Here is a 17749-nt window from a genome sequence, read left to right on the forward strand (position 1 = left end):
CCCATGCTAGCGAGGGTATGCCCGCCACCCCGGTCGGCGGGAGAACCGACCATGAAAACCATCACCGCCCATGGCGCCGCGATCCCCGCGCTTGGATTCGGCACCTTCCGCATGGAGGCGCCGGACGTGCTGCGCATGGTGCCCGCAGCGCTGAAGCTCGGTTTCCGCCATGTCGACACCGCCCAGATCTACCGCAACGAGGCGGCGGTGGGTGAGGCCATCGCCGGCAGCGGCGTGGCGCGTGCCGACATCTTCCTGACCACCAAGGTCTGGATCGACCATTTCGCGCCGGATCGTTTCGCGGCCTCCGTCGACGAGAGCCTTGCCAAGTTGAAGACCGACCATGTCGATCTCCTGCTGCTGCACTGGCCCAATGGCAGCGTGCCCCTGGCCGACCAGATCGGTGCGCTCAACGCGGTGCGCGAGGCCGGCAGGACGCGCCATATCGGCGTCAGCAACTACAACATCGCCTTGCTGGCCCAAGCGCGCGCGCTCAGCGCTGCGCCGCTCGTCACCAACCAGGTCGAGTATCACCCCTATCTCGACCAGCGTCGTCTGATGGCGGCGATGCGCGAGGCCGGGATGGCGCTGACCGCCTATTATGCGATGGCCGACGGCAAGGTCTTCGCCGATCCGCGGCTTGCCGACATCGCCGCCAGGCACGGCCGCAGCATCGCCCAGATCGTGCTGCGCTGGCTTGTGCAGCAGGAGGGGGTCGTCGCGCTGTCGAAGACGGTGAGCGAGGAGCGTGCCCGCGACAATGCCGCGATCTTCGACTTCGCCCTCGACGAGGCCGAGATGGCGGCGATCCATGGGCTGGCGAAGCGCGACGGCCGCGTCCTCAAGCCCGAGGGCCTCTCGCCGGTCTGGGATGCGGCCTGACCGACCCCGTCGCAAAAGGTCCCTCAGTCCTCTGCAGTCACAGGTTCCATGCGGCCACGCATGGCCGCCAGACCGGCCCCGCTCGTCCCGCCTCTGGTGCATGACCGGGCCGCCACCTAGACTGGCCCCCTCTTCAGACGCACGGGCAGGCACGGCACTTCATGGATCAACGGGTCGATCCCCCGCCGCATCAGGCGGCGGCCGCGCAGGCGCCAATGCGACATGAGGACATCCGCAGCATCCTGTTCGGCATCATGCTGGCGATGTTCCTGGCGGCGCTCGACCAGACCATCGTCGCCACTGCGATGCCGACGATCGGGCGCGAGCTCGGCGACGTCCCGCATCTGCCCTGGGTGGTGACGGCCTATCTCCTGGCCTCGACCGCAGTGACGCCGCTCTATGGCAAGCTGGCCGACATCCATGGCCGGCGCGTCGTGCTGCTCAGCGGCATTGCCGTGTTCATGGCGGGCTCGGTCGCCTGCGCGCTGGCGCCTTCGCTCTGGCTCCTGGTGCTGGCGCGCTTCGTCCAGGGCCTCGGCGGCGGCGGACTGATCGCGCTGGCGCAGACCATCGTCGCCGACATGGTCTCGCCCAAGGAGCGCGGGCGCTACCAGGTCTATATCGCCTCCGTGTTCATGGCGTCCTCGCTGCTCGGCCCGGTGCTGGGCGGCGTCATCGCGGAGCGGCTGCACTGGTCGGTGATCTTCTGGATCAACCTGCCGCTGGGCGCGGCTGCCTATGCGATGACGAGTTCGGCGCTGAAGCGCCTGCCGCGACATGAGCGGCCCCACAAGCTCGACCTGATCGGCGCCGTGCTGATCACCAGCGCAACGATGACGCTGCTGCTGGCGCTCTCCTGGGGCGGAACGCATTACCCCTGGGCGTCCGCACCGATCGGCGGGCTGGTGGCGCTGTCGCTACTGCTCTGGCTTGCCTTCGCCTGGCGGTTGCGCACGGCGCAGGAGCCGCTGATCCCGCTCGACATCCTCGCCAACCCGGTGGTGCGGATGGGCACGATTGCGGCCGGCTTCGGCATGGGGACCTTCATCGGCCTGACGATCTACCTGCCGATCTATTTCGAGAGCGTGATGGGTCTCAGCGCCGCCTCCTCGGGGCTGGGCCTGCTGCCGCTGACGGTGGGCACGGTCATGGGCGCGACCCTGTCGGGCCGGGCGATGACGCGGCTGACGCATTACAAGCGCGTGCCGGTGATCGGCCTCAGCGTCGCGCTGGTCGGGGTGGCGCTGCTGGCCTGGCAGGCCGGGCGGATGCCGCTCGTGCCCTTCTGCGCGCTGCTGGCGCTGATCAGCCTCGGGCTCGGCACCATGCTGCCGGTCGCGACCGTCTCGATCCAGAACGCGGTCCTGCCGCATCAGCTCGGCACGGCGACGGGCGCGGCCAACTTCTTCCGCCAGATCGGCGGGGCGCTGATCGTGGCGATCTTCGGCGCCATCGTGCTCGGCGGCATCGGCGGGGGCGGTCCGGGCCTGTCGCATGAGTCGATCCGGCTCGACGGCATCGATCGCGCGACGATGGTGAGGCTGTTCCAGTATGTCTTCGGGGCGACCTGCCTGGGCTTCGCCTGCGCGCTCGGCTTCCTGCTGCGCATGGAGGAATTGCCGCTGCGCAGCGGCGCGGCCCAGGCGGCGAAGGCGCCTGCAGTGGATTGATCCAGATCGCACCGGGACTGCCGCTTTCGGCTAGCCTCGCCACAGGCCCGTCAAGAAGCGGGATCTAAGCTTGCGACCCCCTAAGCGGCAGGAGAGCCCCATGTCCGATCTCGTCGTCATCGTCTACCCGACCGAAGCCCGCGCCGAGGAGATGCGGCAGAAGCTGTTTGGCCTGCAGAAGGAATATCTGATCGAGATCGGCGATGCCGCCATCGCGGTGATGCAGGAGGGCGGCAAGGTGAAGCTGAACCAGCTGCTCAACACCACGGCGATGGGCGCGGCGTCGGGCTCCTTCTGGGGCCTGCTGATCGGCGCGATCTTCCTGATGCCGCTGGCGGGTGCGGCGCTCGGCGCGGCTTCGGGCGCCCTCGGCGGCGCGCTGACCGATTACGGCATCAACGACGCCTTCATGAAGGATCTCGCCGGCAGCCTGCAACCGGGCAATGCCGCGCTGTTCGTGCTCGTCCAGCGCGTTACCGGCGACAAGGTGCTGGAGGCGATCAAGGGCACCGGCGGCACCGTGCTGAAGACCTCGCTCGACCACACCCGCGAGCAGGCGCTGCGCGACGCGCTGGCGGGTGTCAGCGCCGCGGCGCCGGCGGCGGGTGCTTCGACGCCGGTGGGGTGAAGGGCTAAAAGCCCTCCGCCGTCATCCCGGACAAGCGGCGTAGCCGCGCCGCTCCGGGATCCATCCTAGAGCGACGTCCCACCCTATGATGGATCCCGGATCTCCGCTTCGCTGCGTCCGGGATGACGGCGCGGTTGTTGGATCAATCCCGCAGCAGCTCGTTGATGCCGGTCTTCGAGCGCGTCTGGGCGTCGACCGTCTTGACGATGACGGCGCAGGAGAGCGAGGGGCCCGGCGTCCCGTCCGGAAAGGGCTTGCCCGGCAGCGAGCCCGGCACCACGACCGAATAGGGCGGCACCTTGCCAATGTGGATCTGACCGGTGGCGCGGTCGACGATCTTGGTCGAGGCCGAGATGAAGACGCCCATCGAGAGCACCGAGCCCTCGCCGACGATGACGCCCTCGACGACCTCGGAGCGGGCGCCGATGAAGCAGTTGTCCTCGATGATCGTCGGGTTGGCCTGCAGCGGCTCGAGCACGCCGCCGATGCCGACGCCGCCCGAAAGATGCACGTTCTTGCCGATCTGGGCGCAGGAGCCGACGGTGGCCCAGGTGTCGACCATGGTGCCCGAGTCGACATAGGCGCCGATGTTCACGAAGGACGGCATCAGCACGACGTTGGGCGCCAGGAACGAGCCCTTGCGCGCGGCCGCCGGCGGCACGACGCGGAAGCCGGCGGCGCGGAAGCGGTTCTCGCCCCAGCCGGCGAACTTCGAGGGGACCTTGTCCCAGAACACGGCATCGCCGGGTCCGTTGGCGATGATCATGTTGTCGGTCAGGCGGAAGGACAGCAGCACCGCCTTCTTGAGCCACTGATGGACGACCCACTCGCTGCCCTGCTTCTCGGCCACGCGGGCCTGGCCGGCGTCGAGCATCTCGATGGCCTGCTCGACCGCCTCGCGCACCGCGCCCTTGGTGTTGAGGCCGATCTCGGCCCGGGCTTCCCAGGCGGCGTCGATGGTGGCGGCGAGATCGGTCAGCGACATGGGTGGCTCCGGCTTTTGAAAACGCCGGAGCGATGGCGGATGAGCGGCTTGACGTCAAGGCACGGCCGCGCGTCGCGCGCGGTTCAGGCGCCGCTTCGTCGCAGGAACGGCGAGCGGGCAGCCGTGTTAAGACACAGCAGCGACGCCGCGAACCGGCCGGAGGTCCCCATGACGCGCCTGACCCTGTCCCTGATGCTCCTCACCCTCGCCGCACCGGCGCTGGCGCAGCCGCGTCCCTCGACGCCGGAGCGGACCTGCGCGACGAACCGCCAGAATGTCGTCGCCAGCGGCGCGATCGTGCTCGGCACCGGCGGCTTCACCTATGACCGCTTCGTCAACGACCGCAGCTTCTGCCAGCATGGCGACTTCATGGAGCCGGCCTTCGTGCCGAGCCGGGACAATCCGCAATGCTTCATCGGCTATCGCTGCAAGGTGGACCTGCCCTGGGATTGAGGAGCGGCGCTTTACCTCGCCCGGTCGCGGCGGCAGTGTCGGTCACGACCTCGCCAACCCGCCGGACCTCTCATGCGACTCTGGATCAGGAACCCGCTCGGCATCGTCGCCGATAACGCCCCGGGCGGTGTGGTCGTCGAAGGCGCGGTCATCGTCGAGCTGGTGGCGGCGGGAGCCAGCCCTGCGGCGCCGGTGGACGCCGTCTTCGACGCCTCCGAGCATGTCGTCCTGCCCGGCCTGATCAACACCCACCATCATTTCTACCAGACGCTGACGCGGGCCCATCCGGCTGCGATCGACCGCGAGCTGTTTCCCTGGCTCACCGCACTCTACCCGCTCTGGGCGCGGCTGACGCCCGACGATCTGCGGCTGGCTGTGCGGGCGGCGCTGGCGGAGCTGCTGTTGTCGGGCTGCACTACGGCGGCCGACCATCATTACCTCTACCCGCCTGGACTGGAGGACGCCGTCGACATCGCGGTTGAGGAGGCGCGCGCGCTCGGCATCCGGGCCACGATCTCGCGCGGCTCGATGAACCTGTCGCAGAAGGATGGCGGACTGCCGCCCGACACGGTGGTGCAGGACGAAGACACGATCCTCGCCGACAGCGAACGCGTGCTGATGCTGTTCCACGATCCCTCGCCGGGCAGCATGGTGCAGATCGCGCTCGCGCCCTGCTCGCCCTTCTCGGTGACGCCGTCGCTGATGGCGAAATCGGCGGATCTCGCCGCGCGCTTCGACGCGCCGCTCCACACCCATCTCGCCGAGACCAGGGACGAGGATGCCTATTGCCTGCAGGTCTATGGCAAGCGCCCGCTCGACCTGCTGGAGGAAACCGGCTGGATGCGGCCGAAGACCTGGCTGGCGCATGGCGTGCATTTCTCCTGCGAGGAATGCGAGCGGCTGGGCCGGGCCGGGGTCGGCGTCTGCCATTGCCCGACCTCTAACGGTGTGCTCGCGTCGGGCTTCTGCCGCACGCGCGAACTGGAGGCGGCGGGCGCGCCGCTCGGGCTCGGCGTCGACGGCTCGGCCTCCAATGACGGCTCGAACCTGATGGAGGAGCTGCGCCACGCACTGCTCGTCAACCGGCTGCGCTATGAAAGCGCCGCTGCCGTGACCGCCCGCGACGTCATCCGCTGGGCCACAGAAGGCTCGGCACGCTGCCTCGGCCGCTCCGATATCGGCACGATTGCGCCGGGGATGCAGGCCGATCTCGCGCTCTACCGGCTCGACGAGCTGCGCTTCTCGGGCGCGCATGACCCGGTCGCGGCGCTGGTGCTGTGCGGCGCGCATCGCGCCGACCGCGTCATGGTCGCCGGGCGCTGGCGGGTCATCGACGGGGCCATCCCCGGTCTCGACCTCGCTGCGCTGAGGCGCGCCCATGGTGCGGCCTCACGTCGCTACGCCTGAGCGCTTTCGCAATCTCGACTCATTTGCGGCCTTTTCTGGCAGGGGCCATTTGGACCTGGATCTTGCCGACCGAAGGATGCCGGACATGAAGATCGCGCCGCTTGCTGCCGTTGCCCTGGCGCTGACCGCCAGCGGCTGCATCACACTGGAGGAGCGCCGCGCGCTCGATATGGAGCAGTGCCGCGGCTACGGCTTCCGCCAGGGGACCGATGCCTTCGCGCAATGCATGCAGAACATCGACCTCGAGCGCGCCGATGCGCGCCGCGCCTTTGCCTATCGCGATTTCAGCGGCCCCTATGGCGGATACGGCTTCGGCTACAGCTATCGCCGCTGGTGAGGCTCAGCCGCCCTCGCCGGATGGCGGGGCATAATCGCGCAGGGCCGGCAGCCGCGCCTGCAGGCGGCGCAGGAAGTCGAGGAGTTGCGCGCGCTCCTGCGTGCTGAAGCCTTCCAGCATCAGTTGCTCGCGGGCGGTGGCGAGCGCGATCAGACGGTCGTGCAGGGCATAGCCGCTGGCCGTGAGTTCGAGCAGCTGGCGGCGGGCATCGCGGGCATCGGGCCGCTCGGCAACATGGCCGGCGGCGACCAGCGTCGCGGCGCTGCGGCTGACCGCACCCTTGTCGAGGCCGATGACCTCACAGATGCGCTGGGCCGGGATACCGGGCTCGATGGCGAGCTGCGACATCACCCGCCATTCGGTAACGCCGACGCCGAAGCGCTCGAGATACAGCCGCGAGGAGCTGCGCGACCAGGTGTTGGAGATCGCGGTCAGGAAATAGGGGACGTAGCCACCGAGATCGAGGACATCCCGCTCGGCGCCCTCCCCGGCGGCCTCGTCGCGTCTGGTCGAAGGCATGGTTCGTCCCGCAATCCGTGGCGCGCATCTCACATGGCGGTGCGGGGCTGAGCAAGCGTACGCCCTGGCCGCCCGCTGCTAAATCCGCCGCAGCAGATAGATGTCCATGATCCAGCCATGGCGCTCTCGCGCCGCGGCACGGACCCGCGCGATCTCGCCGGCGACCTCGGCGAGCGGGCCGGCGATGAGAATCTCGTCGGGCGTGCCGAGATAGGCGCCCCAGAAAATCTCCAGCCCCTCGGGCGCAATCTTCGCGAAGGCCTGCTCGCCGTCGAGCATGACGACGACGCCGTCCGGCGCCAGCGGCAGGCCGTCTGCCAGCTTGCGGCCGGTGGTGATCAGCACGGGCTCGCCGATGCGGTTGAGCGGGATGCGATGGCGGGCGGCGAGCGCCTGGACGCTGCTGATGCCGGGGATGACGTGCCAGTCCAGCGGCAAGCCACCGGCGCGGACGCGCTCGACGATGCGCAGCGTGCTGTCATAGAGCGCGGGATCGCCCCAGACGAGCAGCGCCCCGGTCTGTCCCTCCGCCAGCTCCTGCCGGAACAGCGCCTCGTAGGACGCGGCGATGTGGGCGTGCCAGTCATCGACGACGCCGCGATAATCGTCCCCGGCTTCCGCGCGGCGTGGCGTTTCCATCGTCACGCTGCGATAGGGCTTTTCGATGAAGCGTGCGCAGATCGCTTCGCGCAGATGGCGCAGGGCCGCCTTCTCCTGCCCCTTGTCGGGCAGGAAGATCACATCGGCACGGTTGAGCGCCGCGATCGCCTGGACCGTCATCTGGTCGGGATCGCCGGCGCCGATGCCGATGATCAGCAATGTCCGCATCCGCCTCGCCCTCCGTCGTCGGTCCGGCGCATAGCATGCCCCGCGGCGCAGGGCAGCGTCGGTTGCGTCAGAGGGCGCGGACGATCTCCAGCCGCGCGCCATGGGCCAGCGCCCGGTCGAGGCAGCGATCGGCCGGCCCGAAGAAGGAGAGAGCGAAGGCGCCCTGCCCGCGTCGGCCGAGCTGGCGCGTCAGCCCCTCGCAGGCCTCGCCGCGCGGCTGCGCCAGCGACAACATCTGTCGGCCGAGCCGGAACTGCGCCAGCGCAAAGCCCAGCCCGGGAGCGGCCCCGGTCGCGAGCGGCTCGAGGCCCGTGACGGCGCGATAGCGCACGACGGACGCCGCGAGATCGCGAACGGCGACCGTCACCCCCGCGATCCCCGTGACGCCATTGGCGTGGCGGCGGGCGGCGCCCTCGGGGACACGCAGCGCGCGCGGCGTCACATCCTCGCAGAGAAAGGGAATGTCGGGCTCGGGCGGGCGCGAGGACCGCCAGGCGATGCGGGTTCCGTCCGGCTGCAGGCGCTCGCCGTCGATGGGCCCCTCGATCGCGATGCCGGCGTCGCGGATGCGCGCGGTGTCTGTATCGAGGCCGTCCGCCGGCAGCAGCGCGTAGTCGACCAGGCCGCTGCCCGCCTCGTCCAGCACCCGCCACCAGCGGAAGCCGGGCACGGGTCGCGAGAAGGCGATGATTTCGAGATAGGCGCCGTCGGCGAGCACGATCAGCGCATTGCGCGAACCGCGCGGATGCTCGCCGCCGGGCAGGACGGTGAAGCCGAGCGTCGTATAGTCGGCGATCGCCTTGTCCAGATCGGTGACGGCGATGACGATATGGTCGATGGACTGGCGCATGAGGCTCCCCTGACAGGCCCGGTCCACCATGGGTCGGCCGGAAAGCCCTCCGCGACAAGCCCGGCGCGCGCATCGCCGCACTGTGGCGGCCCGGCTTGACGGCAACGCCCCCCAAGAAAATCGGCGCGCGGACCGCTAGGGCGCCTTCGCATCGAAATCTCGGATTGATACGATTCGTTAAGAGTAGCTAAGTTGAGCGATTGATTCGTGTTGGCGTTCCCCAAGCTCCACAGGCGCACTCTTCGAGGCCATCACTTGAACGCGCTCCCTCTCGCCGACTCGCAGGATTGGCTGGGCACGCCGGCGCGCGCGAGGGCGGCCGACGGAGCGGCCGACGACGCGGCGGACCATGGCCGGCGCCCGTCCCTCGCCCAGCAGAGCTTCCTCGAATTGCGGCTCGAAGCGGCGATGGGCCGGCTCGCCGCCATGGAAACGCTGATCGAGGCAGAACGGCTGCATCTGCGGCAGGCGCGCGCGGCATTGGCCGTCAGCGAGCGCACCCTCGAACAGCAGCGCGACGCGACCCTGCAGTCCGACCGCCAGAGGCAGGCGGCCGCCGCCGAGATCGGCCGGCTGAAGGAGGCCCTGCACGAGGCGGCGATCGAGAAGGCGAGGCAGGCCAGCCGGATCGCGGCCCTGGACTCGGCCCTCGCCGAGCGCGCCACCGAGATCGCCCGCCTCGGCGGCGCCTGCACCACGGTCGAGGCCGAGCTGCGCGCGGCCCGGGCGCAGCATGTCTGGGCCACCGACGCGCTCCAGCGCGAATGCCTGCGGCTGGAGGAGTCCGTTCAGGGCGAGCGCCGCGACAAGCTGTTGCTGCAGCGCGCCCTCGACCTCGCCCGCGCCAATCGCCGCGCGCTGCAGGACCAACTGCTCGCCCTCTCCGCACCCTCGCGCGCGATCCCGGCCCTGCCGGCGCTTGCCGAATCACCTCATCGATCCACCCTCGGAGAGGACGGGCCTGCGCCGCCCGCCCTCCCGGCTCTCACGGAGCAAAGCCATGCAGCCTGCCGTTAGCGACCTCGCCACCGTCACCACCCTGCGCCAGAGCCTGCCGACCTCGGAGCAGTTCCTGAACGCTTCCGACAAGATCGCCACCTTCCCGGCGGCGCCCCCCGAGCCCGTGCGGCAAGCCGCCCCGCTCGCGCCGCAGCGGGACTGGCCATCCGCGCTCGCCCTGATCGAGGAGACGAGCGAGGCGATCCGGATCAGCAATCTGCGCTACGCCCAGCTCGAGGATCGGCTGCAGCAGACCATTGGGCAGGCGGCGGTGAACATGCGCGAGCTCGAGTCACAGATCGCCACCGCCAACGAGATGCTGTGGCGCTCCGAGGAGCGGGCCCGCCAGGCCGAGGCGCGCGCGCTGGAGGCGGAAGGCTGGCTCGCCCGTCTGCACGACGCGGTGACGACCTCGTTCTCGCCGGCGAACCGCCCGCAGCCGCGCGACTGATCGTGAACCAGAACGCGCCCAGTCTCAGCCGCGCGATGCTGCGGTCTCCCGTCAGCCGGGAGGTGCCGGAGCGCGGCGCGCCGCCGCCTCCGCGGCCGCTGGCGCGTCGCCTGACCGGCCGGCCGCATCCGCAGGACACGCTGGCGCTGGTCGAGGGTGCGGGGGCTGCTTTTGAATCGATGCAGCTCCAGTTGCTGGAGATCCTGCAGAAGGCGCGCGGCTCGCTGGCAGAGGCCGAGCGGGACAAGGCGAGGCTGCAGCAAGAGATCGCGACGCTGGCCCGGGAGAAAGACGATCTCAGCCAGCGCGCCCAGAAGGCGGAAGCCACGCTGAGCCGCGCCAACGAGGTGCTGCAGACGCAGCAGGGGGTGCTGGAGAAGGCCCTGCTGCGCGAGCGCGAGGCGGCGCAGCGGGCCTATATGCTGGAGCTCAAGCTGCGACAGGCCGGGGGTGTGCCGCGCGCCGGCTGAGGGCGGCGCTTTCGCCAAAGAAGTTGTTTGCAACTCGCGCCGCCTACCACTGCACTGTTGCCTTGGGTCACGGCCCGTCTTCTGCTGCGGTACCGCATGCGTTGCGGCCCGGGCATTGCGATCGCCGGGCCGGGAGAGGCGGCGTGTCCCGCGTCGAGAGGGGCAAAGTGGGGTGGCTTCGATGATCGGTGCAAGTCTGAGGCGTCTCATCGGGGGGCGGAGCGAGGCGCAGGAGGCCCCGCCGGCCGCCGCCTTCCCCGTGCCCGAGATCGCCGCCAACGAACCGGGCGAGCCGCTCGCCCCGATCGCACCGCCGCCGCCCAAGCCGGGCAGCTCGCACGAGGTCGGCCAGCTGATGACCGCCATCAGCGAGCAGTCCAACGAACTCCAGGCTGAATTCGCCAAGATCTCGAACTGGTCGGTCCAGCTCGACCTGCTGATGACGCGCACCGCGACGATGCAGCAGATCCTGCCGAAGTTCATCCAGACCTCGCAGGACCAGGCCGCGCAGATCGAGGAGCTGGGCAGCGTCTGCACGCGCCAGGAGCGCGAGATCGGCGGGCTGCAGAGCGAGATCGGCCATTATCGCCCGCTGGCGATGCGCTACGAGGAAGAGCTGCACCGCAGCCGCGCGGCCCTCGACCACAATCAGGCGGCGCTCGCCGCACTCGAAGCCGAGCACGCCAAGGTCCAGAGCGAGGTCAACTCGCTGATGCAGCGGCTCTCGCGGGCCGATTCGCGTATCCAGAGGCTTTCCGAGGAGCGCCAGGTCGTCGACCAGAAGCTGCTCGAGAAATCGGCGGCCGCGCAGAACCTCTCGCGCGAGGTCGCGATGCTGCGCTCGGACCTCGTCGCCGCGACCGGCGAGAACACGCCGCTTGCAGCGCGACATCGCCGCGCTGGCGGAGAAGATGAGCGGCGAGCGCGAGGGCGCCAACGAGGCCGCCGGCCAGGCGCAGGGGCGCATCGCCACGGCGCTGCAGACGATCAAGGAACTGGAGGCGCAGGCTGCCGCTGCCGCCGAGCGCGAGCGCCGGCTGGTCGAGGATCTCGGCCAGCGCGACAAGACGGTCTACGACCTCGAAATCAAGCTCTCCGCCCTGCAGTCCAAGGCCGATTTCCTGACCGGCGTGAACCAGCAGCTGCGCACCGATCTGCGCCACCATATCGACCATGTCGGCACCCTGGAGCACTCCAACCGCCAGCTGATCGAGGCGATGTCGCGCCACCGGCTCGCCACCGGCGCCGACGAGGCCGAGGAGGGCGCGCCGCCGGCGCGCCGCAGCGCGGCCGGCGAATAGCCCTCGGCTCTGTCCAGCCTGCTCAGGCCGCCGCGAAGGCTCGCGCGATCACGGCCTGCGCCTCTTCCTGGATGCGGGCGAGATGGCCTGCGTCACGGAAGCTTTCGGCGTAGATCTTGTAGACCTCCTCGGTACCCGAGGGGCGGGCGCAGAACCAACCCTGCGCCGTGACCACCTTGACGCCGCCGATCGCCGCGCCATTGCCCGGCGCCTCGTTGAGGACGGCGGTGATGGGCTCGCCGGCGAGCGTGTCGGTGCCGAGCTGGGCCTGCGACAGGCTCTTCAGCACAGCCTTCTGCTCACGGGTCGCGGGCGAGTCGATGCGCGCATAGAGCGGCTCGCCGAGATCGCGCGTGATCGCGGCATAGCGCTCGCCGGGATCGGAACCCGTCTTCGCGGTGATCTCGGCAGCGAGCAGCCCGAGGATCAACCCGTCCTTGTCCGTGCTCCAGCTCGAGCCGTCGAGCCGCAGGAAGGAGGCACCGGCGCTCTCCTCGCCACCGAAGCCAAAGCTGCCGTCGGAGAGGCCCTCGACAAACCATTTGAAGCCGACGGGCACCTCGACCAGGCGCCGGCCGAGCCGAGCCGCGACCCGGTCGATGATGGCGCTGCTGACGATGGTCTTGCCGATCGCGGCGTCGCTGCGCCAGCCGGGGCGATGGGTGAAGAGGTAGTCGATCGCCACGGCCAGGTAGTGGTTGGGGTTCATCAGCCCGCCGCTGCGGGTAACGATGCCGTGGCGGTCGGCGTCGGTGTCGTTGGCGAAGGCGACGTCGAAGCGGTCCTTCATGGCGATCAACCCGGCCATCGCATAGGGCGAGGAGCAATCCATCCGAATCTTGCCATCCCAGTCCGCCGGCATGAAGGCGAAGGTGGGGTCCAGCGTCTGGTCCACGATCGTCGCGTTCAGGCCGTAGCGCTCGATGATCGGGGCATAGTAGTCGAGCCCCGCGCCGCCCAGCGGGTCGATGCCGATGGCGACGCCCGCACTGCGGATCGCCTCCATGTCGAGGACGCTGCCGAGCTCGGCGACATAGGCCTCGCGGAAGCCGTGGCGGCGGACATGCTCGCTGGCGAGCGCCCGCGCATAGGGGATGCGCGAGACCCCGGCGAGCCCGGCCTCCATCAGCGCGTTGGCCTTTCGCTCGATCCAGCCGGTCGCGTCGGTGTCGGCCGGGCCGCCATGGGGCGGGTTGTATTTGAAACCGCCATCGGCGGGCGGGTTGTGCGAGGGCGAGATCACCACACCGTCCGCGAGGCCGCTGTTGCGCCCGCGGTTGTGGCCGATGATGGCGTGCGAGATCACCGGCGTCGGGGTGAAGCGCAGATCCTCGTCGACCAGCGTGGTCACGCCATTGGCGGCGAAGACCTCAAGCGCGGTCTTGAAGGCGGGGCGCGACAGGGCATGGGTGTCGATGCCGAGATAGAGCGGACCATCGATGCCCTTCTCGCGGCGATAGAGGCAGATGGCCTGGGCGATGGCGAGGATATGGGCCTCGTTGAAGGAGTGAAGCAGCGAGGAGCCGCGATGGCCCGAGGTGCCGAAGGCGACGCGCTGGGCCGGATCGGCCGGGTCCGGCTGCTCGAAATAGGCCTGGCCGAGCCGGGCGAGGTCGACCAGCAGGCTGGGGTCGAGAGGCTTGCCCGCGAGCGGGCTGACAGTCGTGGTCATCTCATTTCCTCAACGGCGAATCGGCTCGCCGGCTTCTACGACGCCGGGGTGAAGCAACGGTTCCCGGATCGGGAGGCCGGTCGGCGCGGCGGCAGGTTAGGCGCGCGACGCGCGGGCTGTCGAGCCGCACCGGCCCGCGGCGGGGCGCTTGATCGGGATCAATGCGGCGGCGGCCGCGTTTGACGATCACAGCCCCGCAAGTCCCCGGGCATTGCTCCGGGGCATCGGGCCAGACCCAGCCGAGGAATTTCCAATGCAACTCCCCCATGGTGCCGTGATCGCGCTCGTCGACGGCAAGCAGTTCGAGCTGTTCCGCAACAGCGGCAACGAAGCCGATCCGATGCTGGCCGCCCTGCCCTCGCCCGATCTCGACGAGCAGAACAAGGCCGGTGGTGGCGGTCGCGATTCGAGCTCGGCCAATCCGACCGGTCACCAGATCGACGAGGACGCCCATGCGGCGGCGGCGACCTCCTGGCTCAACCACCAGGTCACCGGGAACAAGATCAGCCATCTCGTCGTCATCGCCTCGCCGCGGACGCTCGGCGAAATGCGGCGCCACTACCATAAGCAGCTCGAGGGCGCGCTCGTTGCCGAGCTGCCCAAGAACCTGATCGGCAAGAACGGTCACGAGCTGCTGGCCGCGCTGCAGGACAAGTGACCCTCGGCAGGGGCATCACGTCCCATCAGACGACGCGGAGCGCCGGCCTTGACTTCGATCAAGGCCGGGCGGGCGCATCCGGCGCATAGAGGAAGCTGGGGACCTCGCAACCGGGACCGCCGATGACACGCAGGATATCGACCGGCCGCATGAGCGACTGGCGGATCGCAGCACTCGTCGGCCTCGCGCTCGTCGGCGGCACCTTGCCGGCGCAGGCGATGCCGGCCGATGCGCAGCGGCCCGACAACGCCGAGAGCGCCGCGATCGGCAAGCAGGTGGCGCAGCGCTATTGCGGTGGCTGCCACGCCATCGAGGCGACCGGAGCCAGCCCCAACCCCAAGGCGCCGCCCTTCCCGCTGATCGCCGAGCGCTACCCTGGCGACAACCCGGCCCCCGTCCTGATCGACGGCACCGTGGTGCGCCATCCGGGCATGCCAGAGTTCAATTTGAGCGAGGACGAGACCGACGGCCTCGTGGCCTATATCCGGCGCGTTTCGCGCCGGTGGAAGCCGGCCTCCTGACGCGGGAGCGCCTGCTTCGAAACGAGGAGCAACGGACGATGCGCGAGACCAGGACCAGCCGGCCGATCCGTCACGCCGCCGCATTTGCCCGCGCCGGGCTCGCAGCGCTCGCTTTCGCGCTGGTCGGCGCAACCGGGGCCGCCGCGCAGGAGAGCGGCGACCCGCGCGCCGGCCTGGCCGTGGCCAGCGCCTTGTGCCAGCCCTGCCACGCGATCGATGGGGCGAGCCGCGATGCATCCCGGGTGCCGCCCGATTTCGGCGCCGTGGCCGACATGCCCTCGCAGACGGCGCTGTCGCTGCGGGTCTTCCTGCAGACGCCACATGGGGCGATGCCACGCTATCAGCTCAGCGCCACCGAGACCGACGACGTCATCGCCTATGTTCTGAGCCTGAGGGCGCGCTGAGGGACATGGGCGCCGGCGGCACACTCTAGCGCTCCGGCAGCGGGGGCCGCTGCGCGCCGGCCTCGGCCATCAGGGCCTCGACCTCGTCGGCGCCGATGCGGCCGGCTGCGGCGAGCCGGCGCGCGATCCCCTCATGGGCCGTGCGCATCGCCGGCCGGTAGAGGATGGCGGTGGCCGCGCGGGCGCAGCGGGCGCGCAGCAGGCCGGCATCGGGCGGCTGCAGCAGCGCGATGAAGGGCTGCATCTGGTCGAGATCGTCCCCATGCGAGCGCAGTTCGCCGGGATACCATTTCAGCCCCTCGGCCCCGTCCCAGTAGACCATCTCGCCGCATTGGCCGGCGCTGAGGATCGTGATCTCGATCTCCGCACGGCGCAGATCGCCGGCGCGATCGACCTGGAAGCCGCGGCGATAGGGCTCGAAGCAGGTTTCGCCGGAGACGCCCTGCGGCGGCCGGAGCCAAGCATGGGTGATGGCGCGGCGGTGATGCCAGCCGACGACGATGTGCCCGGCCTCGTGAAAGGCGCAGGCAGCCCGCCGGATCGCAGGGGGAATGGCCTCGAGTTTCGGCATGGTGCTGGCTGTCGTCGCCCGGCGCGGCGCGGCTCAGATCTGCGCGCGGCCGGCCGGCGTGATCGTGACCGTGCCGTTGGGCCCGTCCTCGAACCAGCCGAGCGCCTTGCCGTGCTCGTAGCTCGCCACGACCGCCGTGGTCTCCCAGCCATTCATCGCCGCGATCGAGAGCAGGTTGCCGGCCGCCAGCAACTCGCCGGGCTCGGTCTCGAAATGGGCGAAGACGTCCAGCGCCAGCCGGGCCTTGTCCGCATCGCTCGTCGCCATAGCACCGTCTCCCGCCCGCGTCGCCGGCAGGATGTCCGCGCCGCCGCTCAGAGGCAAGCCCGGCCGTGCCGGCTCGCACGCGACGTCATGACGGGCGCCCGCCGGGCGGCGCCCGTGCTAGGCTGCCGGGATGAAAGCTTCGCCGACCGGCGGCGCCACGCCAGCGATGCGGACCAGGCCATGTGGACGTTCAAGATGCTGGCGCTGACCGGTCTGGGGCTCGTCGTCGGGCTCGCGGCGATCGCGGTGGGGATCTGGATCTATGTGATGAGCACCATCGAGCAGCCGAAATACGCCTCGGTCAGGCAGGACGGCGCCATCGAGATCCGCGATTATCCCGCGCTCGTCGTGGCGGAGGTGACGCGACGGGGCGACCGGCAGGCCGCGGTACGCGCCGGGTTCTCGCCGCTCGCCGGGTACATCTTCGCCAAGAGCCGCGAGGGCGAGACCGTCAGCATGACCGCCCCGGTCACGCAGACGCCAGCCGCCGCCGCCGACCAGAGCTGGCTGATCCGCTTCGTGATGCCCTCCAAATACACGCTCGAGACCCTGCCGAAGGCTGCGGGCGAGGATGTGCGCCTGCTGGAACTCCCGGCCACGCGCCGCGCCGCCATCCGCTTCTCCGGCGTCGCGACCGATGCGCTCATCGCGCAGAACGAGGCCGCCCTGCGGGCCTGGCTGGCGAAAGCCGGGATGCCGATCCAGGGCGCGGCGACCTACGCCTATTACAACGACCCCTGGACGCCCGGCCCGCTGCGGCGAAACGAGGTGCTCTTCGAGGTGGCGGGGCGGTAGGGCGCAGCTCGGCAACACCGGCCCTCATCCTGAGGAGCCGCGCAGCGGCGTCTCGAAGGATGCTTCAGGAGGCCCGCGAACCATCTGGAGCATCCTTCGAGACGCGGGCTTCGCCCGCTCCTCAGGATGAGGGCTGAGGGGGGCTGCAACAGGCTCCCGTCGCGCCTGCGGCAAGGTCGCGATGGCGTCCGGTCGTGCCGACTGCGACCCGGCAACAATGGATCGTCAGCGCGTCCGGGGCACTGGTGGGCAGCGGCGATAGGCGACGTCGGCCTCGCCCTGGCGGCTAATCGTCAGCCGGCCGTCGTAGCCCAGCCGCAGGGTGATCGCGTGGCGGCCTTTCAGGCGACCGGCTCCGCCCTCGTCGACCCGCGCCAAGGCACGCCAGCCCTGGTTCAGCGGTCTCCAGTCCGGCGACGACCAGTGCGAGGCGGCGAAGACGACATCCGTCGCTGTGATCTCGATCCTGAAATCGGTTGCGCCTTCGTCCAAGCAGTCTGAGGGCTCCAGCGCCCAGGTGCCTGTAATCCTGTCCGGCAGCGGCTGGGCGCTCAGCCCCGTGCCCGCGGCGCAGAGCCCGACGAGGCCGGCCAGTGCGGCTCGCGCCGAGCGCCTAGGCATCGGGCTCGTGACGGCGAGGCTTCCTGCGCAGGCCAAGGCCGACCAGGACGATTCCGATCGCCAGAGGCGGCAGGAACAGACGCAGCGCATCGCGCGACAGGTCCAGTCTGACGGTCCGGCAGCCGGCCGTGTTCATCTCGCAGCCGAAGCCGCTGAGCAGATACCACGCGATCAAGGTCAACAGGATCAGGGCGCCGCCGATGCCGATCAAAGCGCGTTTCATGGACCATCGCTACGATGGCCGTTAACGGTTTGCAATCGACCCTGGCCGACGCCTATGAGCGCCTGCGAAAGCGGCTCATGACCTCACGGCCGACATGGCCCGTCACCGTCGGCGTTGTCCTGCTGTGGCGACCTTGGCGGCCTCCTGTGGGCGCCAAGCGGCGCAATGCCAGACGCATCGCGTCACAGGTGGCGAATTGACGGAATGCAAGTAAGGACCGGCGATCGGAAGGGTGGC

The 17749-nt window shown here is 70.0% G+C and carries 24 protein-coding genes; 14 read left to right on the forward strand and 10 right to left on the reverse strand.

Annotated elements, in window-relative coordinates:
- Positions 1–51 precede the first annotated feature (51 nt).
- The 3 genes from ABIE41_RS01905 (at position 52) to ABIE41_RS01915 (ending at position 3180) form a co-directional block, all read left to right on the forward strand.
- Positions 52–882 (forward strand): aldo/keto reductase, encoded by an 831-nt coding sequence (locus ABIE41_RS01905; protein ID WP_192643150.1) that lies wholly within the window; start codon positions 52–54, stop codon positions 880–882.
- Between the two features lie 161 nt (positions 883–1043).
- Positions 1044–2552, forward strand: coding sequence for an MDR family MFS transporter (locus ABIE41_RS01910; protein WP_192643151.1), 1509 nt, complete (start codon positions 1044–1046; stop codon positions 2550–2552).
- Positions 2553–2652: 100 nt separating this feature from the next.
- Positions 2653–3180 (forward strand): DUF1269 domain-containing protein, encoded by a 528-nt coding sequence (locus tag ABIE41_RS01915; protein WP_192643152.1) that lies wholly within the window; start codon positions 2653–2655, stop codon positions 3178–3180.
- A 142-nt stretch (positions 3181–3322) separates the two neighbouring features.
- Here ABIE41_RS01915 and dapD read toward each other — a convergent pair whose 3' ends face one another.
- On the reverse strand, positions 3323–4165 hold the full coding sequence (gene dapD, locus ABIE41_RS01920; protein WP_192643153.1) for a 2,3,4,5-tetrahydropyridine-2,6-dicarboxylate N-succinyltransferase: 843 nt from the start codon (positions 4163–4165) through the stop codon (positions 3323–3325).
- Positions 4166–4333: 168 nt separating this feature from the next.
- Here dapD and ABIE41_RS01925 point away from each other — a divergent pair, with 168 nt between their 5' ends.
- The 3 genes from ABIE41_RS01925 to ABIE41_RS01935 all read left to right on the forward strand — a co-directional run bounded on the left by ABIE41_RS01925 (position 4334) and on the right by ABIE41_RS01935 (position 6362).
- Positions 4334–4618, forward strand: coding sequence for a hypothetical protein (locus ABIE41_RS01925; protein ID WP_192643154.1), 285 nt, complete (start codon positions 4334–4336; stop codon positions 4616–4618).
- 72 nt (positions 4619–4690) lie between these two features.
- Positions 4691–6025 carry an 8-oxoguanine deaminase gene (locus tag ABIE41_RS01930; RefSeq protein ID WP_192643155.1) on the forward strand — a complete coding sequence of 445 codons (1335 nt, stop codon included), beginning with the start codon at positions 4691–4693 and terminating at the stop codon, positions 6023–6025.
- 85 nt (positions 6026–6110) lie between these two features.
- Positions 6111–6362, forward strand: a complete 252-nt coding sequence (locus tag ABIE41_RS01935) for a hypothetical protein (RefSeq protein WP_192643156.1) — start codon at positions 6111–6113, stop codon at positions 6360–6362.
- A 3-nt stretch (positions 6363–6365) separates the two neighbouring features.
- Here the strand turns inward: ABIE41_RS01935 and ABIE41_RS01940 are convergent, their stop codons facing one another.
- The 3 genes from ABIE41_RS01940 to ABIE41_RS01950 form a co-directional block, all read right to left on the reverse strand.
- Complete coding sequence (locus ABIE41_RS01940; RefSeq protein WP_192643157.1) at positions 6366–6881, reverse strand: MarR family winged helix-turn-helix transcriptional regulator; 516 nt, start codon at positions 6879–6881, stop codon at positions 6366–6368.
- Between the two features lie 78 nt (positions 6882–6959).
- On the reverse strand, positions 6960–7709 hold the full coding sequence (gene cobF, locus ABIE41_RS01945; RefSeq protein WP_192643158.1) for a precorrin-6A synthase (deacetylating): 750 nt from the start codon (positions 7707–7709) through the stop codon (positions 6960–6962).
- A 67-nt stretch (positions 7710–7776) separates the two neighbouring features.
- Positions 7777–8559 carry a VOC family protein gene (locus ABIE41_RS01950; RefSeq protein ID WP_192643159.1) on the reverse strand — a complete coding sequence of 261 codons (783 nt, stop codon included), beginning with the start codon at positions 8557–8559 and terminating at the stop codon, positions 7777–7779.
- A 255-nt stretch (positions 8560–8814) separates the two neighbouring features.
- Between ABIE41_RS01950 and ABIE41_RS01955 the strand changes: the two genes are divergently transcribed.
- Genes ABIE41_RS01955 through ABIE41_RS01965 form a run of 3 tightly spaced genes read left to right on the forward strand, consistent with a single transcriptional unit; the run spans position 8815 to position 10479 of the window.
- The gene (locus ABIE41_RS01955; protein ID WP_192643160.1) at positions 8815–9576 is read left to right on the forward strand and encodes a hypothetical protein; all 762 of its coding nucleotides are present in this window, start codon (positions 8815–8817) and stop codon (positions 9574–9576) included.
- Entirely contained in the window at positions 9560–10009 is a 450-nt protein-coding gene (locus ABIE41_RS01960) for a hypothetical protein (protein WP_192643161.1), read from the forward strand. Before ABIE41_RS01955 ends, ABIE41_RS01960 begins: the two co-directional genes overlap by 17 nt.
- 2 nt (positions 10010–10011) lie before the next feature.
- Positions 10012–10479, forward strand: a complete 468-nt coding sequence (locus ABIE41_RS01965; RefSeq protein WP_192643162.1) for a hypothetical protein — start codon at positions 10012–10014, stop codon at positions 10477–10479.
- A 67-nt stretch (positions 10480–10546) separates the two neighbouring features.
- On the opposite strand, the gene ABIE41_RS01970 is transcribed toward ABIE41_RS01965, so the two are convergent.
- Positions 10547–11371 carry a hypothetical protein gene (locus ABIE41_RS01970; protein ID WP_354191645.1) on the reverse strand — a complete coding sequence of 275 codons (825 nt, stop codon included), beginning with the start codon at positions 11369–11371 and terminating at the stop codon, positions 10547–10549.
- Here ABIE41_RS01970 and ABIE41_RS01975 point away from each other — a divergent pair.
- Complete coding sequence (locus ABIE41_RS01975; RefSeq protein WP_354191647.1) at positions 11358–11780, forward strand: hypothetical protein; 423 nt, start codon at positions 11358–11360, stop codon at positions 11778–11780. The two genes, ABIE41_RS01970 and ABIE41_RS01975, sit on opposite strands and share 14 nt — an antisense overlap.
- Before the next feature lie 22 nt (positions 11781–11802).
- Here the strand turns inward: ABIE41_RS01975 and pgm are convergent, their stop codons facing one another.
- The gene (gene pgm, locus ABIE41_RS01980) at positions 11803–13452 is read right to left on the reverse strand and encodes a phosphoglucomutase (alpha-D-glucose-1,6-bisphosphate-dependent) (RefSeq protein WP_192643164.1); all 1650 of its coding nucleotides are present in this window, start codon (positions 13450–13452) and stop codon (positions 11803–11805) included.
- A gap of 253 nt (positions 13453–13705) precedes the next feature.
- Here pgm and ABIE41_RS01985 point away from each other — a divergent pair, with 253 nt between their 5' ends.
- The 3 genes from ABIE41_RS01985 (at position 13706) to ABIE41_RS01995 (ending at position 15035) form a co-directional block, all read left to right on the forward strand.
- A complete protein-coding gene (locus ABIE41_RS01985) occupies positions 13706–14110 on the forward strand; it encodes a baeRF12 domain-containing protein (protein ID WP_192643165.1) in 405 nt (134 codons plus the stop codon).
- A gap of 149 nt (positions 14111–14259) precedes the next feature.
- Positions 14260–14631 carry a c-type cytochrome gene (locus ABIE41_RS01990; protein ID WP_192643166.1) on the forward strand — a complete coding sequence of 124 codons (372 nt, stop codon included), beginning with the start codon at positions 14260–14262 and terminating at the stop codon, positions 14629–14631.
- Between the two features lie 38 nt (positions 14632–14669).
- Entirely contained in the window at positions 14670–15035 is a 366-nt protein-coding gene (locus tag ABIE41_RS01995; protein ID WP_192643167.1) for a cytochrome c, read from the forward strand.
- 25 nt (positions 15036–15060) lie between these two features.
- Here the strand turns inward: ABIE41_RS01995 and ABIE41_RS02000 are convergent, their stop codons facing one another.
- Both ABIE41_RS02000 and ABIE41_RS02005 read right to left on the reverse strand, forming a co-directional pair.
- The gene (locus ABIE41_RS02000; RefSeq protein ID WP_192643168.1) at positions 15061–15606 is read right to left on the reverse strand and encodes a hypothetical protein; all 546 of its coding nucleotides are present in this window, start codon (positions 15604–15606) and stop codon (positions 15061–15063) included.
- A gap of 33 nt (positions 15607–15639) precedes the next feature.
- Positions 15640–15873, reverse strand: coding sequence for a hypothetical protein (locus tag ABIE41_RS02005; RefSeq protein ID WP_192643169.1), 234 nt, complete (start codon positions 15871–15873; stop codon positions 15640–15642).
- Positions 15874–16053: 180 nt separating this feature from the next.
- Between ABIE41_RS02005 and ABIE41_RS02010 the strand changes: the two genes are divergently transcribed.
- Positions 16054–16668, forward strand: coding sequence for an SOUL family heme-binding protein (locus ABIE41_RS02010; RefSeq protein ID WP_210320953.1), 615 nt, complete (start codon positions 16054–16056; stop codon positions 16666–16668).
- A 225-nt stretch (positions 16669–16893) separates the two neighbouring features.
- On the opposite strand, the gene ABIE41_RS02015 is transcribed toward ABIE41_RS02010, so the two are convergent.
- Together ABIE41_RS02015 and ABIE41_RS02020 are read right to left on the reverse strand one after the other, a co-directional pair.
- Complete coding sequence (locus ABIE41_RS02015; protein ID WP_192643170.1) at positions 16894–17289, reverse strand: hypothetical protein; 396 nt, start codon at positions 17287–17289, stop codon at positions 16894–16896.
- Positions 17282–17500, reverse strand: a complete 219-nt coding sequence (locus ABIE41_RS02020; protein ID WP_192643171.1) for a hypothetical protein — start codon at positions 17498–17500, stop codon at positions 17282–17284. Before ABIE41_RS02020 ends, ABIE41_RS02015 begins: the two co-directional genes overlap by 8 nt.
- Positions 17501–17749 lie beyond the last annotated feature (249 nt).

Source organism: Bosea sp. OAE506, assembly GCF_040546595.1.
GTDB lineage: Bacteria > Pseudomonadota > Alphaproteobacteria > Rhizobiales > Beijerinckiaceae > Allobosea.

Coding starts and splice junctions, on each gene's coding strand:
- ABIE41_RS01985 (WP_192643165.1), top strand. CDS start 13,706: ATGCAACTCCCCCATGGTGCCGTGATCGCGCTCGTCGACGGCAAGCAG.
- ABIE41_RS02010 (WP_210320953.1), top strand. CDS start 16,054: ATGTGGACGTTCAAGATGCTGGCGCTGACCGGTCTGGGGCTCGTCGTC.
- ABIE41_RS01970 (WP_354191645.1), bottom strand. CDS start 11,371: ATGTCGCGCTGCAAGCGGCGTGTTCTCGCCGGTCGCGGCGACGAGGTC.
- cobF (WP_192643158.1), bottom strand. CDS start 7,709: ATGCGGACATTGCTGATCATCGGCATCGGCGCCGGCGATCCCGACCAG.
- ABIE41_RS02000 (WP_192643168.1), bottom strand. CDS start 15,606: ATGCCGAAACTCGAGGCCATTCCCCCTGCGATCCGGCGGGCTGCCTGC.
- dapD (WP_192643153.1), bottom strand. CDS start 4,165: ATGTCGCTGACCGATCTCGCCGCCACCATCGACGCCGCCTGGGAAGCC.
- ABIE41_RS02015 (WP_192643170.1), bottom strand. CDS start 17,289: ATGCCTAGGCGCTCGGCGCGAGCCGCACTGGCCGGCCTCGTCGGGCTC.
- ABIE41_RS01950 (WP_192643159.1), bottom strand. CDS start 8,559: ATGCGCCAGTCCATCGACCATATCGTCATCGCCGTCACCGATCTGGAC.
- ABIE41_RS01905 (WP_192643150.1), top strand. CDS start 52: ATGAAAACCATCACCGCCCATGGCGCCGCGATCCCCGCGCTTGGATTC.
- ABIE41_RS01960 (WP_192643161.1), top strand. CDS start 9,560: ATGCAGCCTGCCGTTAGCGACCTCGCCACCGTCACCACCCTGCGCCAG.
- ABIE41_RS01935 (WP_192643156.1), top strand. CDS start 6,111: ATGAAGATCGCGCCGCTTGCTGCCGTTGCCCTGGCGCTGACCGCCAGC.
- ABIE41_RS01990 (WP_192643166.1), top strand. CDS start 14,260: ATGAGCGACTGGCGGATCGCAGCACTCGTCGGCCTCGCGCTCGTCGGC.
- ABIE41_RS01930 (WP_192643155.1), top strand. CDS start 4,691: ATGCGACTCTGGATCAGGAACCCGCTCGGCATCGTCGCCGATAACGCC.
- ABIE41_RS01925 (WP_192643154.1), top strand. CDS start 4,334: ATGACGCGCCTGACCCTGTCCCTGATGCTCCTCACCCTCGCCGCACCG.
- pgm (WP_192643164.1), bottom strand. CDS start 13,452: ATGACCACGACTGTCAGCCCGCTCGCGGGCAAGCCTCTCGACCCCAGC.
- ABIE41_RS01940 (WP_192643157.1), bottom strand. CDS start 6,881: ATGCCTTCGACCAGACGCGACGAGGCCGCCGGGGAGGGCGCCGAGCGG.
- ABIE41_RS02005 (WP_192643169.1), bottom strand. CDS start 15,873: ATGGCGACGAGCGATGCGGACAAGGCCCGGCTGGCGCTGGACGTCTTC.
- ABIE41_RS01910 (WP_192643151.1), top strand. CDS start 1,044: ATGGATCAACGGGTCGATCCCCCGCCGCATCAGGCGGCGGCCGCGCAG.
- ABIE41_RS01915 (WP_192643152.1), top strand. CDS start 2,653: ATGTCCGATCTCGTCGTCATCGTCTACCCGACCGAAGCCCGCGCCGAG.
- ABIE41_RS01995 (WP_192643167.1), top strand. CDS start 14,670: ATGCGCGAGACCAGGACCAGCCGGCCGATCCGTCACGCCGCCGCATTT.